This is a genomic window from Actinomadura gamaensis, assembly GCF_042652125.1.
GTDB lineage: Bacteria > Actinomycetota > Actinomycetes > Streptosporangiales > Streptosporangiaceae > Spirillospora > Spirillospora gamaensis.
In genome coordinates this window covers 409,474-429,387 of the sequence record NZ_JBHSIT010000005.1, presented here as the reverse complement: position 1 = coordinate 429,387, position 19,914 = coordinate 409,474, and the positions used below count along the sequence as shown (strand labels likewise).

General features: G+C 73.6%; 16 protein-coding genes. 7 read left to right on the top strand and 9 right to left on the bottom strand.

Annotated elements, in window-relative coordinates; genetic code table 11:
• Positions 1-9: 9 nt before the first annotated feature.
• Positions 10-774, bottom strand: a complete 765-nt coding sequence (locus ACFPCY_RS19670) for an ABC transporter ATP-binding protein (protein WP_378257147.1) — start codon at positions 772-774, stop codon at positions 10-12.
• 263 nt (positions 775-1,037) lie between these two features.
• On the opposite strand from ACFPCY_RS19670, the gene ACFPCY_RS19665 reads away from it, so the two are divergent.
• From ACFPCY_RS19665 to ACFPCY_RS19650, 4 genes are all read left to right on the top strand, one after another.
• Entirely contained in the window at positions 1,038-3,650 is a 2,613-nt protein-coding gene (locus tag ACFPCY_RS19665; RefSeq protein ID WP_378257145.1) for a glycoside hydrolase family 65 protein, read from the top strand.
• 190 nt (positions 3,651-3,840) lie between these two features.
• A complete protein-coding gene (locus ACFPCY_RS19660) occupies positions 3,841-4,935 on the top strand; it encodes a site-2 protease family protein (RefSeq protein WP_378257143.1) in 1,095 nt (364 codons plus the stop codon).
• A gap of 217 nt (positions 4,936-5,152) precedes the next feature.
• Positions 5,153-5,938 (top strand): ANTAR domain-containing protein, encoded by a 786-nt coding sequence (locus ACFPCY_RS19655; protein WP_378257142.1) that lies wholly within the window; start codon positions 5,153-5,155, stop codon positions 5,936-5,938.
• Between the two features lie 231 nt (positions 5,939-6,169).
• Entirely contained in the window at positions 6,170-7,462 is a 1,293-nt protein-coding gene (locus tag ACFPCY_RS19650) for a chymotrypsin family serine protease (RefSeq protein WP_378257141.1), read from the top strand.
• 16 nt (positions 7,463-7,478) lie between these two features.
• Here the strand turns inward: ACFPCY_RS19650 and ACFPCY_RS19645 are convergent, their stop codons facing one another.
• The 3 genes from ACFPCY_RS19645 to ACFPCY_RS19635 all read right to left on the bottom strand — a co-directional run bounded on the left by ACFPCY_RS19645 (position 7,479) and on the right by ACFPCY_RS19635 (position 9,358).
• Positions 7,479-7,988, bottom strand: coding sequence for a hypothetical protein (locus ACFPCY_RS19645; RefSeq protein WP_378257139.1), 510 nt, complete (start codon positions 7,986-7,988; stop codon positions 7,479-7,481).
• 105 nt (positions 7,989-8,093) lie between these two features.
• Positions 8,094-8,543, bottom strand: a complete 450-nt coding sequence (locus ACFPCY_RS19640) for a nucleoside deaminase (protein WP_378257137.1) — start codon at positions 8,541-8,543, stop codon at positions 8,094-8,096.
• Positions 8,540-9,358 carry an LLM class flavin-dependent oxidoreductase gene (locus tag ACFPCY_RS19635; protein WP_378257135.1) on the bottom strand — a complete coding sequence of 273 codons (819 nt, stop codon included), beginning with the start codon at positions 9,356-9,358 and terminating at the stop codon, positions 8,540-8,542. The genes ACFPCY_RS19640 and ACFPCY_RS19635 overlap by 4 nt, the downstream gene beginning before the upstream one ends.
• 93 nt (positions 9,359-9,451) lie before the next feature.
• On the opposite strand from ACFPCY_RS19635, the gene ACFPCY_RS19630 reads away from it, so the two are divergent.
• A complete protein-coding gene (locus tag ACFPCY_RS19630; RefSeq protein ID WP_378257133.1) occupies positions 9,452-9,898 on the top strand; it encodes an Lrp/AsnC family transcriptional regulator in 447 nt (148 codons plus the stop codon).
• 11 nt (positions 9,899-9,909) lie between these two features.
• Here ACFPCY_RS19630 and ACFPCY_RS19625 read toward each other — a convergent pair whose 3' ends face one another.
• The 5 genes from ACFPCY_RS19625 to ACFPCY_RS19605 all read right to left on the bottom strand — a co-directional run bounded on the left by ACFPCY_RS19625 (position 9,910) and on the right by ACFPCY_RS19605 (position 15,598).
• Entirely contained in the window at positions 9,910-10,749 is an 840-nt protein-coding gene (locus ACFPCY_RS19625; RefSeq protein WP_378257131.1) for a DUF1206 domain-containing protein, read from the bottom strand.
• Between the two features lie 292 nt (positions 10,750-11,041).
• Positions 11,042-12,439: an MFS transporter gene (locus tag ACFPCY_RS19620; RefSeq protein WP_378257129.1), complete on the bottom strand. Its 1,398-nt coding sequence runs from the start codon at positions 12,437-12,439 to the stop codon at positions 11,042-11,044.
• Positions 12,432-14,408, bottom strand: a complete 1,977-nt coding sequence (locus tag ACFPCY_RS19615; RefSeq protein ID WP_378257127.1) for a glycoside hydrolase family 15 protein — start codon at positions 14,406-14,408, stop codon at positions 12,432-12,434. Before ACFPCY_RS19615 ends, ACFPCY_RS19620 begins: the two co-directional genes overlap by 8 nt.
• Before the next feature lie 165 nt (positions 14,409-14,573).
• Positions 14,574-15,155 carry a DUF7144 family membrane protein gene (locus tag ACFPCY_RS19610; RefSeq protein WP_378257125.1) on the bottom strand — a complete coding sequence of 194 codons (582 nt, stop codon included), beginning with the start codon at positions 15,153-15,155 and terminating at the stop codon, positions 14,574-14,576.
• Positions 15,156-15,196: 41 nt separating this feature from the next.
• The gene (locus tag ACFPCY_RS19605; RefSeq protein WP_378257123.1) at positions 15,197-15,598 is read right to left on the bottom strand and encodes a DUF7144 family membrane protein; all 402 of its coding nucleotides are present in this window, start codon (positions 15,596-15,598) and stop codon (positions 15,197-15,199) included.
• A 107-nt stretch (positions 15,599-15,705) separates the two neighbouring features.
• Here ACFPCY_RS19605 and ACFPCY_RS19600 point away from each other — a divergent pair, with 107 nt between their 5' ends.
• Entirely contained in the window at positions 15,706-18,390 is a 2,685-nt protein-coding gene (locus tag ACFPCY_RS19600) for an MGH1-like glycoside hydrolase domain-containing protein (RefSeq protein WP_378257121.1), read from the top strand.
• Positions 18,387-19,907: an alpha-amylase family protein gene (locus tag ACFPCY_RS19595; RefSeq protein WP_378257120.1), complete on the top strand. Its 1,521-nt coding sequence runs from the start codon at positions 18,387-18,389 to the stop codon at positions 19,905-19,907. Before ACFPCY_RS19600 ends, ACFPCY_RS19595 begins: the two co-directional genes overlap by 4 nt.
• The last annotated feature ends 7 nt before the right edge of the window (positions 19,908-19,914 follow it).

Genomic DNA, 19,914 nt, shown 5'->3' with positions numbered 1-19,914 from the left:
GGCGCCCGCCTAACCGGCCGGACGCGCCGCCGGCGCGCCGCCCCCGCCGCCGCCCGGCGCGGGCACGCCGGTCGGGGCGTCCTCGACGAGCCGGCCGTCCCGCATGCGGATCAGCCGGCCGGCCGAGGCGCCGATCGCCGGGTCGTGGGTGACCAGCACGATCGTCTGCCCGTCCGTGCGGTTGAGCTCCCGCAGGAGGTCCATGATCTGGACGGCCATCGCGGTGTCGAGGTTGCCGGTGGGCTCGTCGGCCCACACGATCGCGGGCCGCGCGACCAGCGCCCGCGCGACCGTGACCCGCTGCTGCTCGCCGCCCGACATCTGGTTGGGACGGTGCGCCGCGCGCTCGCCGAGCCCGACGCGGCCGAGCATCTCCAGCGCCCGCTCGCGCGCCTCCGCCGGGTCCGTCCCGACGAGCAGCAGCGGCAGCTCCACGTTCTCCACCGCGCTGAACACCGGGATCAGGTTGTAGGACTGGAAGACGAACCCCATCGTCCGCGCCCGGTGCTCGGTGCGCTCGTGGTCGCTCATGGCGAACAGGTCGCGGCCGCCGACCAGCACCCGGCCGCCGTCGATGTCGTCCAGCCCCGACAGGCAGTTGAGCAGCGTGGTCTTGCCGGACCCGGACGGCCCCATCACCGCCACCAGCTCGCCCGCCCGCACCGTCAGGTCCAGGTCGTCGAGCGCCAGGACGCTCACCTCCCCGCTGCGGTACACCTTGCGGACGCCCTCGGCGACCAGCAGCGGGGCGCGTGGATCGCTCGCGTTCGTCACGGCTTTCCCCTCACCTGAGCTGTCCGGCCATCATCGGAGCCCCGCCCGCCGCGGAGAAGGTGGCGAACGTCCCCTTCGGCCCGGACCAAGGCCCCTCCGTGGCCAAGGTCCCGGCGGACGGGGCCTTTCGACCCGATGCCGGGACCCGGTCGCGCGGCGACGATGGGCCGGGTCGGAGCAGGCTCGCGTCGGAGGCGCGTCATGACCGTGGAGTCGCCCACCGCACCGGCCCCGCTCGTCCTCGCGGAGGGGGGCACGGCGCCATGAGCCGCTGGACTCTGGTCTACGACGGTCACGATCCCGCGACCGAGGGGACCCGGGAAGCGCTCTGCACGCTCGGGAACGGCTACTTCGCCACGCGCGGCGCCGACCCGGAGTCGTCCGCCGACGGCGTGCACTATCCGGGGACGTACGTCGCCGGGTGCTACGACCGGCTGACCTCGCACGTCGCGGGGCGCGACGTCGACAACGAGGACCTGGTCAACGCGCCCAACTGGCTTCCGCTGCGGTTCCGGATCGGCGACGGGCCGTGGCTGGACGCCGGGGCGCTCGTGTCCTGCCGCCGCGAACTCGACCTGCACCGGGGCGTGCTGACCCGCATGGCCCGCTTCGCCGACCCCGGCGGACGCGTCCTGGCGATGACGCAGCGGCGGCTCGTCTCGATGGACGATCCGCACGTCGCCGCGCTGGAGACGACGTTCACGGCGGAGAACTGGTCCGGCCCGCTGCTGGTGCGCTCGGCGCTGGACGGCACGGTCGCCAACACCGGCGTCGCGCGGTACCGCGACCTGGCCGGCGGCCACCTCGTCCCCGGCGCGGTCGGCGAGGACCACGCGAACGGCGCCGTCAGCGCGGCCAGCGGCCTCAGCGCGGCCAGCGGAGTCAGCGCGGCCAGCGGCGTCAGCGCGGCCGGACAAGCCGGCGCGGACGGCCAAGCCGGCGCGGACGGCGAAGCGTGCGAAGGGGGCGCAGGCGGCGAAGGCAGCGCGGAGGGCGAGGGCGGCGCGGGTCAAGCGGACGTCGTCTGGCTGTCGTGCTCGACCGTCTCGTCCCGCATCGGGATCGCCCTGGCCGCGCGGACACGCGTACGCGACGGAAGCCCGGCACGGCGGACGACCCGCAGCGAACCGGCGTGGATCGCCCACGACCTGCTGCTGGACGCCGAGGAGGGCGTGCCGGTGACGGTCGAGAAGGTGGTCACGCTGTTCACCTCGCGGGACCGCGCCGTCGAGGAGCCCCTGGCCGCGGCGCGGTCCCGGCTGCGCCGGACCGCCGGGTTCGACGGGCTGCTGGAGCGGCACGTCCTGGTCTGGAACCGGCTGTGGCGGCGCTGCCAGCTCAGCGTGGACCGCGAGGACGTCCAGCGCGTGCTGAACCTGCACATGTTCCACCTGCTCCAGACGGTGTCCGAGCACACGGTGGACCTCGACGCCGGCGTCCCGGCACGCGGCCTGCACGGCGAGGCCTACCGGGGGCACGTGTTCTGGGACGAGCTGTTCGTCCTGCCGTTCCTGAGCCTGCGGTTCCCCGAGATCGCGCGGGCGCTGCTGATGTACCGGTGGCGGCGGCTGCCCGAGGCGCGCTGGGCCGCGCGCGCCGCCGGGCACCGGGGCGCGATGTTCCCCTGGCAGAGCGGCGCCGACGGGCGGGAGGACGCCCAGCGGCTGCACCTGAACCCGCGCTCGGGCCACTGGACGGAGGACCGCACCCACCTCCAGCGGCACGTGGGGCTGGCCGTCGCGTACAACGTCTGGCGGTTCTACGAGGCCGGCGGCGACGAGGACTTCCTCGCCGAGTACGGCGCGGAGCTGATCCTGGAGGTCGCCCGGTTCTTCACCGGCCTCGCCCGCTACGACCGCGCCACCGACCGGTACCGCATCCGCGGCGTCATGGGCCCGGACGAGTACCACGACGGCTACCTCGGCCGCGCCGGACCGGGACTGGACGACAACGCCTACACCAACGTCCTCACGGCCTGGGTGCTGTGCCGGGCCCTGGAGACGCTCGCCGTCCTCCCCCGCACGCGCGCCGAGGAGCTGCGCGACCGGCTCGGGCTGGACGGCGAGGAGCTGAGCCGCATGGAGGACGTCAGCCGCAGGCTGCGGGTCCCCCTCCACGACGGGGTGATCAGCCAGTTCGAGGGCTACGGCGACCTCGCGGAGCTCGACTGGGCCGGCTACCGCGAGCGCTACGGCGACATCCGGCGGCTGGACCGGATCCTGGAGGCCGAGGGGGACACCGTCAACCGCTACAAGGCGTCCAAGCAGGCGGACGTCCTCATGCTGGCCTACCTGCTGTCCCCGTCGGAGCTGCGGGACGTGCTGGCGCGGCTCGGCCTGTCCGGCGACCCGGACCTGCTCCCGCGCACGATCGCCTACTACCTCCCGCGCACCTGCAACGGCTCCACGCTCAGCTCGCTCGTGCACGCCTGGCTCCTGGCCCGGACGGACGGCGAGGCGGCGTGGGGCGCGTTCCTGGAGACGCTGCGCGGCGACCTCGACGACGTCCAGCGCGGCACCACCGCCGAGGGCGTCCACCTCGGGGCGATGGCCGGAAGCGTCGACCTCGTCCAGCGGTGCTACGCGGGCGTCTCCACCCACGGCGGCACGCTCCGGCTGGAACCGCGGCTGCCGTCCGGCATCACCGAGCTGCGCCTCGGCCTGCGCTACCGCGGGCACTGGGGCGCCGACCTGACGGTGCGCCGCGACCGGCTGCGCGTCGCGCTCCGTCCGGGCGCCGCCTCGCCCGTCGAGGTGGTCTTCCAGGGCCGCTCCGTCATCGTGGAGGCGGGCGGCTCGTGGTCGACGCCGCTGGCCGACGGGCGGCCACCGGCCCGTCCGAGCCCCGCGTCCCCGGCCGAGGCCGCGCGCCGCTGACGGCCGCGCCGCTGACGGCCGCGCCGCGGCGTGCGCCGTTGGTCCCTTTGACGACGGGACGTCGGCCTCTGGCCCGGCGGCGGCCACCGCGCGACGGTCGAAGCGACATGGTCGGGAGCGAGGCGGTTCCGATGAGGCGTGGTTCGCGATGAGGCAGAGCATCCGCTTGGGGAGGATCGCCGGCGTTCCGGTGGGTCTACACTGGTCGGTGCTGGTGATCCTGGCGCTGGTCACGGTGGAGCTGGCCTACGGCGTGCTGCCCGCGGCCCGCCCGGGGCTCACGGCCGGGGTCTACCTGCTGGCCGCCCTGCCCGTCGCCGTGGCGTTCTTCGCGTGCCTGCTGGCGCACGAGCTGGCCCACTGCGTCCTCGCGCGGCGCGCCGGCCTGCGCGTCAAGGCCGTCACGCTGTGGATGCTGGGCGGCGTCTCCGAGCTCGGCGGCGAGGCGCCCACCCCGCGGGACGACCTGCGGATCGCCGTCGCGGGTCCCGCGACCAGCCTGCTGCTCGGCCTGGTCACCGGCGCGGTCGCCGCGTCCGCCGCGGACGCGCCCCGGCTGCTCTCCTACGACCTGAGCTGGCTCGCGTGGATGAACGTGTTCCTCGCCGCCTTCAACCTGCTGCCGGGCGCGCCGCTGGACGGCGGCCGGGTGCTGCGCGCCCTGCTGTGGCGGCGCCACGGCGACCGCGCCCGCGCGGATCGCGCCGCCACCACCACGGGCCGCGTCATCGGCACGGTGGTGATGGGCGCGGGCCTGGCCGAGGTGCTGCTCGGGAGCGCCGCCGGGATCTGGCTGCTGCTGCTCGGCTGGTTCCTGACGCAGGCGTCCCGGACGGAGTCGATGGCCCGCGAGTTCGGCGCGCTGCTCCAGGGCGTCCGGGCCGGCGACGTGATGACGGCGGGCCCCGAGACGGCCGCCGCCTGGACGACGGTGGCCGACTTCGCCCGCGACGTGCTGAGCACCTCGCACCAGACCGTCTTCCCCGTGGTGGACGCGGACGCCCGTCCGGTCGGCGCGGTCGACCTGGCGCTGCTCGACCGGCTCCTCGCGCTCCGCCGCGCGTCCTCGCGCCTGGACGCGGTCGCCACGCCGGTCCCCTCGGAGTACCAGGTCTCCGCCGCCGTCCCGGCCCGCGCCCTGCTGGAGCGCCGTCCCCTCGCCGGCGGCCTGCTGGCCCTGGTCGTCAGCGACGGCCGCCTCGTCGGCATGGTCACCGTCGAGGACGTCAACCGCGCGCTGCGCCGCCGGCGCCTCAGCACCGCGCTCCCCCAGCCGACCCCCTGACGGGCCGGACCGCAGGCCCGACGGTTTTCCGCTCCTCCGTCCCGGCATTCAGGGGGAATAGAGAATCGTCCACCCGCCGAACGCCCGCCCGCTCCAATAGGGGCGTCCATTACCCCGGTTATGTCGCGTGGTGCTCCGGTGTCCGGTGAGGTGCGAACTGCGAGTTCTCGGCGATTTCGCACTGCCACTGACTCGCCGACCATATCCCTCTAGGCTGATGGCGGACGTCAAGCCATCTCGCCGGGCGACGACATTCGGAGGTGCCCCGATCAGTTCGGTCTTCAAAGAGCGCGAGCGCGCCGAAGCGTTCCACGCGACGGACGCGCCCCTCCTGGTCGTCGACACCGACCTGGTGATCCGCGACGTCAACCCCGCCTATCTCCACGCCACGTTCCGCAGCTACGACGAGCTGGTCGGAACGCCCCTGTTCGAGGCGTTCCCCCGCAACCCGAACGATCCGACGTCCGCCGACGCCGTCGCGGACCTCACCGCCTCCTTCGAGCGCGTCTTCCGCAGCGGCGGCCGGGACCACCTGCCCCTGCAGCGCTACGACATCCCCTCCGGCGACATCTTCGCCGGGAACGCCGCGACGACTTACGTGCGCAAGGTGTGGCTTCCGGTCAACACCGCGCTGCACGACGAGACCGGACGCGTCGTCGGCGCGCTCCACCACGCCAGGGACGTCACCCCCGTCGCCGACGCCGTCCACGCCTTCGGGACGTCCTCCGCCGAGGCGGGCGGCGACGAGCGCGCCTGGGCCTCGCTCATCATGGCCCTGGCCCACGAGACGCACGGCCACCAGGAGGCCCGCACCACCATCGGGCAACTCCAGAGCGCGCTGAACTCCCGCATCATCATCGAACAGGCCAAAGGCGTGATCGCCAGCCGCGCGGGCGTCACCATGGACGAGGCGTTCGCCCGCCTGCGCCACTACAGCCGGAGCCACAACCTCCGCATCCACGACGTCGCCCACGACGTCGTCGAAAAGGGCCTCCCGGTCTGATCCGCCCGATCAGTTCTCCTGACCGAAAAGCCACCCGATCCCCGCGCCGCAAGCTGCGCGGAAAAGCTCGTCGAATACACCTTTCTTCCGTAACTGGGCGGTGGGGGCGGCCATGTGTGGTCGTGCGGGCGGGGTGGCATTGTCAGGGCGGGAGGGGCGGCGTAGAACCGGGTGGGCGATCAGCGCTCCCGGGACGCCGCCTTCGTCCCCACTGATCGCGCGCGGAGCGGCATGATGATCCGACGTTGGACAGTGATGGTGGCCGCCGTCGCGGCGGCGCTGGCGGTGGCGGGCCTTCCGGTGGGCCGGGCGACGGCGGGGCCGTCCGCGGTGGCCGTCCCCGCCGATGTCAGGGAGTCGGTCGCCTACCTCACCCGCACCTACCACGTGCCGGCCGCCGAGGCGCTGCGCAGGCTGGACCTCCAGCGCACGTCGGCGGACCTGGCGCCCGCGCTGGCGCGGCGCGACCCGGCGTACGCGGGGATGTGGCTCGACCAGGACCACGGCGGCGTCCTCGTGGTCGGCTCCGTCGATCCCGAGCGGACGGCGCGGGCGCTCGCCGGGACGGCCGACCGAGGCCACATCCGGATCGCGCGGGTGGCCCACAGCCGTGCCGAGCTCGTCCGGGCGGCGGACGCGGTCGCCGCGACCATGCCCGCCGACCCGCAGGCGGTCACCATCGACGACGTCCACGACCAGGTCTCCGTGTCGCCGGCGGAGACCGCGCCGCTGACGGCACAGACGAACACCGCGATCGGACGGTTCCCCGGACTCGTCCAGGTGCATCGCGCCCCGCGCGGCACGCCGGGGTCCTGCTCCATGTCGGCCTGCCCGCCGCCGCTGCGCGGCGGGCTGAAGCTCGACCTGTACAACAACGCGAACCAGGGCGTGGGGAACTGCACGCTCGGCTTCAACGTCCGGGGCAGCAACGGCTGGCTCTACACCATCACCGCCGGCCACTGCCTGTCCCAGAACGGCGCGCACATGACCGCGCACAACTACTCGTGGGTCGGGTACGACACCGGTTCGACCTTCGTCCTGGCGACCGCCTACGGCAACGACTTCACCCTGATGCCGTTCGCCGTGCTGGGCGGCACCAACTACGCGGCGTACTGGAACCCCGCGCCCTGGGTCTTCTCCGGCTGCTTCCACTCGCCGCAGCCCTGCACCGACAACACCGCGTTCCCGATCACGTACGGGAGCAACGGCGGGATCCGCACCTACGGGGAGATCCAGGTGGGGTGGGTCGCCTGCGCCGGGGGCTGGACCGACGACACGCAGTGCGGGCACGTCACCGGCAAGAGCAACGGCATCATCATGGACATCTGCCGTTACCACGGTGACAGCGGCGGGCCGCTGTACAGCCAGGTCGACCACTCCGGGTACGGCATCTTCGACAACTTCTTCCAGCCCGACGGGAGCCCCTGCCCGTACGCCGGCGCGTCCTCGGAGTACACGGCGCTCAGCTCCGCGTTCACCTGGGCGAACCACTTTACGGGCCTGACCTACGCCGTGAAGTTCTGAGGGCCGCCCCCCTCCGTCAGGCGCGGGGGAAGGCGGTCTTCAGGGCACGGCTCCGGGTGAGGACGGCGACACCCGCCAGGGCCAGGGCCGAAAGCCCCTGGAGCACGGCGTACCACGGCGGGCAGAGGCCGGGCACGAGGTCGACGGCGACGATCGCGATCGGCAGGACGGTGGACAGCGTCCGCACGCGCTCGAACGCCTTGGCCGCCCCCTCCGACGCGCGGACGGCCAGCCGGTGGATCAGCGGGGCGGCCGCGAGCAGGACCGCTCCCCTGATCCACATGAACGGGCTCGCCTCGTGCCCGGTGGACGCCATCACGGCGACCGTCCCGAGGACGACGCCGCCGACGACCCCGAACAACGTCACGCACTTCCGCACCGTCGCGAAGATCTCCTGCACGCGGGCGTCCCCGGCCCGGCCCGGCGCCGCGGTGCCGCCGTCCGCCGTCGTGCTGTCATCCGCCGTGGTGCTGTCGTGCGCCGTCGTGCTGTCGTCCGCTGCGGTGATGTCGCTGGTGTTCGGCATGATCCCTCGCTTCGTTCCGTTGGGATCTCCAAGCTAGGAAGCGCCGGCGAGGGCCGGTATGGGTCTGGCCGCACGACCGGGTGGGTCTGGCCCCACCCCTCGCCCTCAGCCTCCCGCCTGCGTCGGCCGGTAGTAGGTCTCGATGGGGACGCGCGCCTCGTCGAACAGCGCCGGGCCGTCCTGCGGGACGGTGGGCCAGGCGCCCGAGGACGGGTTGAGCTCGACGAGCTGCTCGGTGGCCAGCGCGTAGACGACCCGGCCGAGACCGGAGCGGACGATGCCCCCGGCGCACATGCCGCAGGGCTGGCAGCTCGTGTACATGGTGGTGCGCGCGGCGGTGCCGGGGTCGAGTTCGCGGGCGGCCCAGCGGGCGAGCTTCAGCTCGGGATGCGCGGTGATGTCGTCGTCGCGCCGGACGGTGTTGTGGGCCTCGACGAGGACCGCGCCGTCCGGACCGGCGAGCAGGGAGCCGTAGGGCGCGTCGCCCAGGGTGACGGCGCGGGCCGCGACGGCGATCGCGCGCCGCAGCAGGATCTCGTCGGCGGGGGTGATCATGATGCGGTCCTCCAGTGCGTCGCGACGGCCGTGAGCGCCTGCCACGCGGCCCGCGGCCGGCGCGTCTCCTCCGGGTCCCCGTGGTAGGGGTCGAGCAGGACGGTCCCGGCGCCGAGCTCGCGGAGCCGGTCGAGGTCGTCGAGGATCTGCTCCAGGGTGCCCGTCCCGGCGAGCCGGTCCGGGGAGTCGATCGGCGCGGTGGTCATCCGCAGCGCGATCCGGGGCGCGAACCCCGGGGTGGAGTGCTCGGCCAGCGTCGAGCGCAGCCAGGGCAGGGTGCCGCGCAGGGGATGCCAGGCGTCGCCGTACTCGGCGGCCCTCCTGATCGCGGCGGCGCTGTTGCCGCCGACCCAGATCGGCGGCGGTGCCACGCCGTCCGGCGGGTCCTCGCGCCAGACGGTCCGCAGGGTCTTCAGGGCCTCGTCGGTGAGCCTGCCGCGCGCGGAGAACGGGACGCCGAGCGCGTCGTACTCCCGGCGCGACCAGCCGACCCCGACGCCGAGGACGAGACGCCCGCCGCTGAGCTGCTGGAGGTTGGCGGCCATGCGCGCCACCAGCAGCGGATGCCGGTAGGGCAGCACGAGCACCGTGGTGCCCAGCCGCAAGCGCGTCGTCACGCCCGCCAGCCAGGACAGGGTGGTGAACGGCTCGTAGAACGGTTCGGGGTACCGTTCGGCCACGTCCGGGGTGACGGCCACGTGGTCCGACACCATGAGAAGGTCGTAGCCGAGCCCCTCGGTGATCCCCGCCCATTCGCGGAGCACGCCCGGGTCGGTCCCGGGGCCGAAGTTCGGCACGTTGACGCCAAGTCGCATGCGCCGAGGCTATCGGGGAGATCGGGACGGACTGAACCCATTCTTCCTGGTCGTCGCCGCCTTTTGCCAAGAAATCGCCGGTAGTATCGCCGAGTGTCCGTGAATCTCGACGACATCGACTGGGCGATCATCGAGCAGCTCCAGCAGGAGGCCCGCATCTCGCTCAGCGAGCTGGGACGGCGGGTCAAGCTCAGCCCGTCGGCCACCACCGAACGCGTGCGGAACCTGGAGTCGCTCGGCGTCATCACCGGCTACCGGGCCGTGGTCGACCTGGCCAAGGTCGGGTATCCGGTGCTGGCCGTCGTCCGGCTGAAGTACCCCGGCAACCGGCACCAGCCGCTGCGCCGCCTGCTCGACGAGCGGCGGGAGATCCTGGAGTGCCTGCGCACCACCGGCGACGACTGCTACACGCTGAAGGTCGCCGCGACCTCCATGGAGCATCTGGAGACGCTCATGGACGAGCTGGCCGGTCTCGGAAGCACGACGACCAACGTCGTCTACAGCCAGACGCTCCCCTACCGCGGCCCCGAGCGCCCCTGACCCCGTTGCGGTCAGCTTCCCGTGCCGGGGACGCGCGGCCGGTACCAGCGGGCCTGGCAGCAGGAGAACAGGCCGAAGGTGACCAGGCCGGACGCGACGCCGAGCAGGATCCAGGAGCCGTGCGGCGCGGTGGCCAGCTTGCGCAGCGTCCCGTCCAGGCCCTCCGCCTTGCCGGGGTCGAACGTCGCGGCCGCGGTGACGAGGAAGAAGCCGACCGCGCCGAAGACGACGCCCCGCGCGATCTCGCCGACCACGCCCAGCGTCAGCACCGCCCGGCGGGCGCCGGTGCGCAGGCCGCCGAGGTCCATGTCGTCGTCGGGTCCGCCGCGCACCGCCCGGACGATGATGACGACGGCCGCCACGGCGACGGCGACGCCGACCGCGCCGACCAGGAACCTGCCTCCGACGTGGCTCATCGCCCGCGCCGTGAGGCCCTTGGACTGGGCGTTGTCGTTGCCGTGCGCCGCGCCGTGCAGGATGAAGGTGACGGTCGCGACGCTCGTCGCGGCGCAGGCCACCGCGCCGAGCAGCGCGGGTCCCCGCTCGCCGATCGCCCACCCGTCCGAGCGCGGCACCGCCGTCTCCACCAGACGGCCCACGGCCAGCGCCGCGAAGCCGGCCGCAAGCAGCCACAGCACGGCGGCCCCGCCCGCGTGCCGGGACACCGCGCGCAGCGCCCCGGACCGGTCGGCCTCCTCCTGCCGGTCCCCCAGCGCGACCTGGACCGCGAGGATCCCGACCAGCGCGTAGTTGAAGCCGCGCGCCACCAGGCCGATGCGGGTGAGCTGCCCGAGCCGGCGGCCGACGCGCTCGGCGTCCCACCGCCCGGGCCGGCACGCGTTCCTCGCCATGACTCTCCATGCGAACGACACGCCGAGCCAGTGCCCTCCCAGCCGCGACCTATGCGGGCCGCGCGGGGTGACGCGCGTCCCCGGCAAGTCGCGCGGAGTGACGCGCGTCCCCGGCGGGCCACGCGGGGTGACGCGCATCCCCGGCGGGACGGGGAGCCCGGACCACGCAAGGGGCGGGTGGGGACCGCCCCTGGGAGGGGGGTCGAAGGGCGGTCCCCGGCGAGCCGGGCTCCCCGCCGCGCGATCTCTGCCCTGCGCACGGTGACCAAACGGCGGCGAGGTTTTCGGTCAGTTACGGACCGGCGGATCCGGCGACGGCGCGCGGCAGCCGCGCGGCGGCGGCGAGACCGACGAGGCCGATGACCGCCAGGGTGGTCATGGCGGCGGCGTAGCCGCCCCTGGACAGGCCGGCGACGAGGATGGTCCCGGCGATGGCCGTGCCGAAGGAGGAGCCGAGGTTGGAGACGCTGCGCGACAGGCCGGAGATCTCGCCCTGCTGCTCCTCGGGGAAGCTGGACTGGACGACGTTGACCGACGGCGTCAGCCCGAGCCCGAGCCCGAGGCCCATCAGCAGCAGGCCGGGAACGTAGGCCCACGCCGTCTTGTAGGCGGCGCCCAGGGCGATCAGCACGACGATGCCGGCGATGGCGAGCGCGAAGCCGACGACGATCAGCCTGCGCTGGGGGTGCCGCCGGGTGAAGCGTCCGGCGAACAGCGACGTGACGAGCAGCCCGGCGGTGGCGGCGGTGAAGATCGCCCCGGTCTGGATCGCGTTGTAGTGGCGGACGACCTGGAGGTACGCCGCCACCGTGAACGAGGACCCCATGAGCAGCAGCCACTGCACGTTCTGGGTGACGAGTCCCAGATTGGACGTGCGGTTGCGGAACAGCTCGATCGGCAGGAGCGGCTCCCGCCCCGCCCGCTCCATGGCGCGGCTCCGCAGGAAGAACCACAGCAGCACCAGCGCGCCCAGCCCCAGCAGGAGGGCCATCAGCCACAGGTGGTTGTCGGCGGCCAGGATGCCCATCACCACCAGGACGAGGCCGGCCGACGACAGGATCGCCCCGATGACGTCGAAGCTCCGGGTGGGGTCGGGCGGCAGCGGGTCGTCGAGGCGCCGGCTGAGCAGCACGATCATCCCGACCACCACGGCCTGGAACACGAACGCGGCCCGCCAGCTGATCGCCTCGGTGATGAGGCCGCCGATCAGCGGGCCCGCCGCCGCGCCGATGCCGCCGAGCGCCATGACGACGCCGAACGCGCGGGCCCTGGACGTGACGTCCTGGAAGAGCAGCGTGGTGAGGATGTAGACCGGCGGGATGAGCAGCGCGGTGCCGATGCCCTCCAGGATCGAGTTGCCCAGGATGAGCACGCCGAGGCCGGGGGCGGCGGCGCTGAGCAGCGCCCCGGCGGCGTAGACGATCAGGCCGCCGAGGAAGCAGCGCTTGCGCCCGTACCGCTCGGTGAGCTTCCCGCACGGGATCATCAGGGCCGCCATGACCAGCAGGAACACGGTGATGGCGACCTGGACGCCCTGCACCGTGGTGTGCAGGTCGCGGCTGATGTCGTTGATCATCACGTTCATGTTGGAGCCGGCGAAGCTGCAGATGAACTGCGCGAGGGCGAGGGCCGCGAGGACGCGCCGGTGGGACGCCGGCGGCGCCTGCGCGGCCGCCTCGGTCTCAGCCACGTGACTCGCCCCCGTCGTCCCCGTCGTCCCCGTCGCCCCCGTCGCCCCCGTCGTCCGCGTTGGCCCCGGACGGCGCGGTCAGCCCGTGGGCGGCGGCCCGCGGACGGTCGCCCGCCACCGGCGTGCCGTCCTGCGCCCGGTGCTCCGCCGGTTCCTCGGCCAGCTTCTCGTCCAGGGCCATGGCGGCGGCGACCAGCGCGAGGTGCGTGAACGCCTGCGGAAAGTTGCCGAGCTGCTCCCCGGTCGGGCCGATCTCCTCGGCGAACAGGCCGACGTGGTTGGCGTAGGTGAGCATCTTGTCGAAGGCGTACCGGGCCTGGCCCAGCCGTCCGCTGCGGGCGAGCGCCTCGACGTAGAGGAAGCTGCACAGGTTGAAGGTGCCCTCGGAGCCGCGCAGGCCGTCGGGCGAGGCCTGCGGGTCGTAGCGGTAGACGAGGCTGTCGCTGACCAGCTCGCCGTCCATGGCGTCCAGGGTGCTCAGCCAGTCCTCGTCGTGCGGGGACAGGAAGCCGACGCGGGGCATGAGCAGCAGCGAGGCGTCCAGCACGTCGGTGTCGTAGTGCTGCACGAAGGCGCGCCGCTTGTCGTGCCAGCCGCGCTCGACGATCTGGCGGAAGACCGTGTCACGGACGGCCGTCCAGCGCGCGACGTCGGCGGGCCGCGAGAAGGCGTTCGCCGCGTGGACGCCGCGGTCGAACGCCACCCAGGTCATCAGGCGGCTGTAGGTGAAGTCCCGGCGCCCGCCGCGGGTCTCCCAGATGCCCTCGTCCGGCCGGTCCCAGTGGTCGGCGAGCCAGTCCAGGACGCCGGCCAGCGCCTTCCAGCCCCGGATCGCGCCGACGTCCCCGCCCACGATGAGGGCGTCGGACGCCTCGCCGTAGATGTCGAGCTGGAGCTGGTCGGCGGCGGCGTTCCCGGCCCGGACGGGGCGCGAGCCCCGGTAGCCCTCCAGGTGGTCGAGAATCTCTTCGGTCAGGTAGGGGTCGCCGTCGATCCGGTACATGATCTGCAGCGGATCGCCCGAGGCGGCCCCTCCCCGCTCGATGCGGTCGCGCAGCCAGCGGCGGAAGGCGTGCGCCTCGTCCCGGAAGCCGAGGTCGATCAGGGTGCGGACGGACAGCGCCGCGTCCCGGATCCAGGTGTAGCGGTAGTCCCAGTTGCGCTCGCCGCCGACCTGCTCCGGCAGGCCCATCGTCGCCGCGGCGATGGGCGCGCCCGTGGGGGCGTAGGTGAGCAGCTTCAGCGTGATCGCCGACCGGTTCACGATGTCCTGCCAGCGCCCGCGGTAGGTGCAGGTGCGCAGCCAGCGGTGCCAGAAGGCCCGGCACCCCTCCAGCCGCTCGGCGACCTCGTCCAGCGACGGGACGGGCGGGGCGGTGTCGCCGCCCGCGGTGCTGGTCAGCACGACGGCGACGGCCTGGCCCGCCGACAGGGTGAACCGGGCGGTGACGTCGTCGCCGTCCGCCCGCAGGACGGCGCCGGCCGTGGCCTGGACGTGCAGGTCGGTGCCGGGCCCGCGCAGCACCATGGCGCGGTCGCCGGTCCGGGTGAGGGTGTGGGACGCGCGCCCGTAGTCGAACCGCGGACGGCAGGCGAAGGCGAACGGCAGGCTCCCCCGGACGACCCGGGCGACCCTGACGAGGCTGTGCCGGTCCGTCGCGGCGGCCCCGCCGAGCGGGACCATGAAGTCGGCCACCTCGCCGACCCCGCCCGGCGCCATGAACCGGGTGACGAGGACGGCGGTGTCCGACAGGTAGAGCTGCCGCACCGTCATCCCGTCCCCGGCGCCGAGGTCGGCGGCCAGGCGGCAGTGCCCGCCGCGCTCGGCGTCCAGGAGCGAGGCGAACAGGCTGGGAGAGTCGAAGCGCGGTGTGCACCACCAGTCGACGGTTCCCTCGGACGACACCAGCGCGGCGGTCTGGAGGTCCCCGACCATGCCGTGCTCCGCGATCGGCGGGTACTGGTTCACGCGCACTCCTCCCACGCTCCGGCGCCGACCGGCGGGAACGGGCGGACCCGCCGCCGATCGGCGCCCCCGGCCTCCGCCGGGACCATCACCCTTCGCCGGAACCGGCACCGGCTCTTCCCCCGCCGCGGGTGAGAGCCGGCCGGGGACGCGCCGGGCCGGGACGGCTCAGGAGGCGCGCTCGCGCTCGACCTCGGCCCGCCCGCGCACGCACAGCGCCCAGATCACCGCGACCTGCAACCCGATCATCAGGACGCTCCAGATCGGGTAGTGCGGCAGGTACAGGAACTGGTCGACGACGCTGACCACCGCCAGGGCGATGCCGATCACCCGGCCCCACAGGCGGCCGGCGAACACGCCGAAGCCGGCCGCCGCGATCGCGGCCCCGAGGACGATGTGCACCCACCCCCACGCCGTGACGTCGAAGGAGTACAGGTAGTGGCGGGTGGTGACGTAGAACTCGTCCTTGGCGACGGCGGCCACGCCCTGGACGATCTGGAAGCCGCCGACCAGCAGCATCATCACCCCCGCGAAGTAGGCGAGGCCGAGCACCCAGCGGTAGGTGGCGTTCTCGTCGATCGGTCCGGGCTCGGACCGCCAGGCGCGGCCCGGCGCCGTCCGCTCCGACGCCTCCGGCTCTTCCGCTTCCCGCCGCGGCGCCTCCGCCTCCCCGGCTTCCTGCCGCGGCGCCTCCTGCTCCGGTGCCCGCGGCGCTGCGGTCCGCTCTTCCGGCGCGTGCTTCTCCACCATGGCGAATCTCCCTCGCGGACCGGCGCGACCGCCGGCCCGGATCAGTCCTTGTAGGGGTTCATGTAGACCGCGAGCGCCCAGATGACCACGGCGTCCAGCGCGATGATGAGGACGGACCAGACCGGGTAGTTGGGGATGTCGAGGAAGTTGACGAAGGCGCTCAGCCCGGCCGTGACCATGCCGACGACACGCGCCCAGGTCAGCCCGCCGAGGACGCCGAAGGCGGCGGCCGCCACGACGATCCCCGCGATCAGGTGCACCCAGCCCCAGGCGGTGGCGTCCCAGGTGAACAGGTAGTGGGGCGTCGCCACGTAGAACTCGTTCCGCAGGATCGCCGCGAAGCCGGCGACCGCGTGCAGGATGCCGACCAGCATCATCATGATCCCGGCGAAGACGGCCATCCCTAGCGCGAAGCTCTCCTTGCCGTGCCGTTCGGTGGCCATGCGCGCGCTCCTCTCGTCCGGGGAGTCCAGGGTCACCGCTGGCCGCGGGCCTGGAATCACCCGTCAGGGATGACCGCGGGACCCGCGCGCGGGCGCATGCTGCGCGCATGGACGCCGAACGAGAGCGGCTGCGCCGGGCGCGGGCCGCGGAGGCCCCGTGGCGCATGTGGGGCCCGTACCTGAGCGAGCGGCAGTGGGGAACGGTCCGCGAGGACTACAGCGGGGACGGCGAGGCGTGGACCTACCTCCCCCATGACCACGCCCGCTCGCGCGCCTACCGCTGGGGCGAGGACGGCCTCGGCGGCATCTGCGACGACCGCCAGCTGCTGTGCCTGTCGGTGGCGCTGTGGAACGGCCGCGACCCGATCCTCAAGGAGCGGCCGTTCGGGCTCACCAACGGCGAGGGCAACCACGGCGAGGACGTCAAGGAGTACTACTTCTACCTCGACAACACGCCGACGCACTCGTCCATGCGGTTCCTGTACAAGTATCCGCAGGCCGAGTTCCCCTACGGCCGCCTGGTGGCCGAGAACGGCGCCCGCGACCGGCGCGCCTTCGAGTACGAGCTGCTCGACACCGGGATCTTCGACGACGACCGGTACTTCGACGTCCTCGTCGAGTACGCGAAGGCCGATCCGACCGACCTCGCCGTCCGGGTGACGGTGTCCAACCGGGGGCCGGACGAGGCGGTGCTGCACGTGCTGCCGACGCTGTGGTTCCGCAACACCTGGTCGTGGCCCGGCGGGACGGCCAAGCCCGCGATGCGCGCGGCGGCGGCCGGGTGCGTGGAGGCCGAGCATCCCGAGCTCGGCACCTACCGGCTCTACTGCGAGGACGCCGACGGCGGCGCGCCTCCCCTGCTGTTCACCGAGAACGAGACGAACAACCGGCGGCTGTTCGGCTCGGACAACGCGTCCCCCTACGTGAAGGACGGCATCGACCGGTACGTCGTCCAGGGCGAGCAGGACGCCGTCAACCCGGACGGCACCGGCACCAAGGCCGCGGCGCACTGCGTCGTGACGGTGCCCGCCGGAGGCGAGCGGACGGTGTCGTGCCGCCTCACCGCCGCCCCGGCGCGCTCGCCGTTCGGGCGGTCCTTCGACAAGGCGCTGCGCGACCGCCGGTCCGAGGCCGACGCGTTCTACGCCGGGATCACCCCGGCCGGCGCGACCGAGGACGAGGCGCTGGTGCTCCGGCAGGCGCTCGCGGGCCTGCTGTGGAGCAAGCAGTACTACCGCTTCGACGTCGAACGCTGGCTCACCGAGCACGGCCTCGAACCGTGGAGCGGCTCGGACCGGCGCGACCACGGCTGGTTCGACCTGACGGCCGAGGACGTCATCCTCATGCCGGACAAGTGGGAGTACCCGTGGTTCGCCGCCTGGGACCTGGCGTTCCACGCGGTCGCGCTCGCGGTGGTCGACCCGGACCTCGCCAAGCAGCAGGTCGAGCTGCTGCTCGGCGAGCGCTACCTGCACGCCAGCGGCCAGATCCCCGCCTACGAGTGGGACTTCAGCGACGTCAACCCGCCCGTGCACGCCTGGGCCGCGCACTTCGTCCACCTGCTCGAACAGCGGCTGACCGGGGTCGACGACCGGGACTTCCTGGAGCGCGTCTTCCAGAAGCTGCTGCTGAACTACACCTGGTGGGTCAACCGCAAGGACCCCGACGGGCGCAACGTCTTCCAGGGCGGCTTCCTCGGCCTGGACAACATCGGCGTGTTCGACCGCAGCGCGGCCCTGCCGACCGGCGGCACGCTGGACCAGGCCGACGGCACGGCGTGGATGGCGTTCTACGCCCAGACGATGCTGCAGATCGCGGCGACCCTGTCGGAGCGCGACCCGGCCTACGAGGACCTGGCCGTCCGGTTCGCCCAGCACTTCCTGCGCGTCTCGGCGTCGATGGACCGGGTCGGCGACGTCAAGGACGAGATGTGGGACGAGGAGGACGGCTTCTTCTACGACGTGCTCCGCCTGCCCGACGGCGACGCCACCCGGCTGAAGGTCCGCTCGCTGGTCGGGCTGCTGCCGCTGATCGCCTCGTCGGTGTTCGTCCCGCGCGCCGAGGGCGACGACCCGCGGCTGCTCAACCGGGTCCGCGAGTTCGCCCGCCGCCACCCGCAGGTGGCTCAGGGCATGTCGGCGGCCGACACCGCCGGCGTCGGCGGACGCCGCCTGCTGTCCCTGCTGGACGAGCACAAGCTGCGGCGCGTCCTGGAGCGGATGCTGGACGAGACCGAGTTCCTCAGCCCGCACGGCGTCCGCGCGCTGTCGCGGTTCCACGCCGAGCACCCCTACGAGTTCTGGGTCAACGGGCAGCGCTACCAGGTCGGCTACCTGCCCGCCGAGTCCGACAGCGGCATGTTCGGAGGCAACTCCAACTGGCGCGGCCCGGTGTGGTTCCCCATGAACGCGCTGATCGTCCGCGCGCTGCTGAACCTCTACGCCTTCCACGGCGACGACTTCACCGTCGAGTGCCCCACCGGGTCGGGCGAGCGGATGAACCTGTACGAGGTGGGCGAGGAGCTCGTGCGCCGGCTGACCCGCCTGTTCCTGCGCGACGGCGAGGGGCGGCGGCCGGTCTACGGCGGGCTGGACAAGTTCCAGCACGACCCGCACTGGCGCGACCTCGTCAGCTTCCACGAGTACTTCCACGGCGACAACGGGGCCGGGATCGGCGCGGCCCACCAGACCGGCTGGACGGCCCTGGTCGCCCCTCTGATGATCCTGTACGGCAACCTCTCGTCCGCCGACGTGCTCGCCGGTGGCGGAGTCGCGGAAAGGGCGAGGCCATGAGCGGCAGCGAACCGGCGCACGGCACCGGGCGGACGGCCGCCGGATGCCGGCCCGAGCCGGTCGTCTACGAGGTCAACACCCTCGTCTGGCTGGGCGAGATGGAACGCCGGTACGGCCGCCGGATGCGGCTCCAGGACCTGCCCAAGGACGCCTGGGACGACCTCGCCGTCCCGGGGGCCGACGTCGTGTGGCTGATGGGCGTCTGGCGGCGCAGCCCGGCCGGGCTGGAGATCGCGCTGCGCTCGCGCGGCCTGGTCGGCTCGTTCACCGAGGCCCTGCCCGGCCTGTCGATGACCGAGGACGTCGCCGGATCCCCGTACTGCGTGCGCGAGTACGTGGCCGACGACCGGCTCGGCGGCCCCGAGGGGATCGCCGTCGCCCGCGCCGAGCTGGACCGCCGCGGCCTCGGGCTGTTCCTGGACTACGTCCCCAACCACGTCGCCCCGGACCATCCCTGGCTGCGCGAGCGGCCCGGCTGCTTCGTCCGCGGGACGCGGCGGGACCTCGACCGCGACCCGGCCGCCTTCGTGGAGCTCGACGGCCGGATCTACGCGCGCGGCCGCGACCCCAACTTCCCGCCGTGGCCGGACGTCGTCCAGCTCGACGCCTTCGCCCCCGAGACCCGCGCGGCCACCGCCGAGGTGCTGTCGGTGATCGGCGAGCAGTGCGACGGCGTGCGCTGCGACATGGCGATGCTGCTGATGAACGACGTGTTCGCGCGCACCTGGGGCGAGTTCGCCGGGGCGCCGCCCACCGAGGAGTTCTGGCCGGACGTCCTCGCCCGGGTCCGCGACCGGCATCCGGCGATGGTCTTCGTCGCCGAGGCGTACTGGGACCTCGAATGGTCGCTCCAGCGGCAGGGCTTCGACTACTGCTACGACAAGCGGCTGTACGACCGGATCGTCCACGGGGACGCCGAGTCGGTCCGCGCGCACCTGCGCGCCGACCCCGGCTACCAGCGCGGGCTCGTCCGCTTCCTGGAGAACCACGACGAGGCGCGGGCGGCGCGCGCCCTCGGCCCGGGCAAGGAGCGCGCCGCCGCGGTGATGATCGCGACCCTGCCGGGGGCGACGCTGTGGCACGAGGGCCAGTTCGAGGGCCGCGAGGTGCGGGTGCCGGTCTTCCTGGCCCGGCGTCCCGACGAGCCGTCCGACGCCGGGACGCGCCGGTTCCACGAGCGCCTGCTGGCCGCGGTGCGCGACAGCGGCCTGCGCGAGGGCGACTGGCGGCTGCTCGACTGCCGCGGCTGGCCGGACAACCTGTCCTCGCTCGACCTGGTGGCCTGGTCCCGGTCGGCGGGCCGGCGGCGGCACGTCGTGGTCGTCAACCTCAGCGGACGTCCGGCGCAGGCCCGCGTCCCGCTCCCCTGGACCGACCTGGCGGGCCGCGAGCACGACCTGCACGACCTGCTGACCGGCGCGTCCTACCGGCACCCGGGCGCGGAGCTGCGCGACCCCGGCCTGTACGTCGCGCTCCCCGCGTGGGGCGCGCACCTGCTCGCACTGGACGAGCGATGACCCGAGG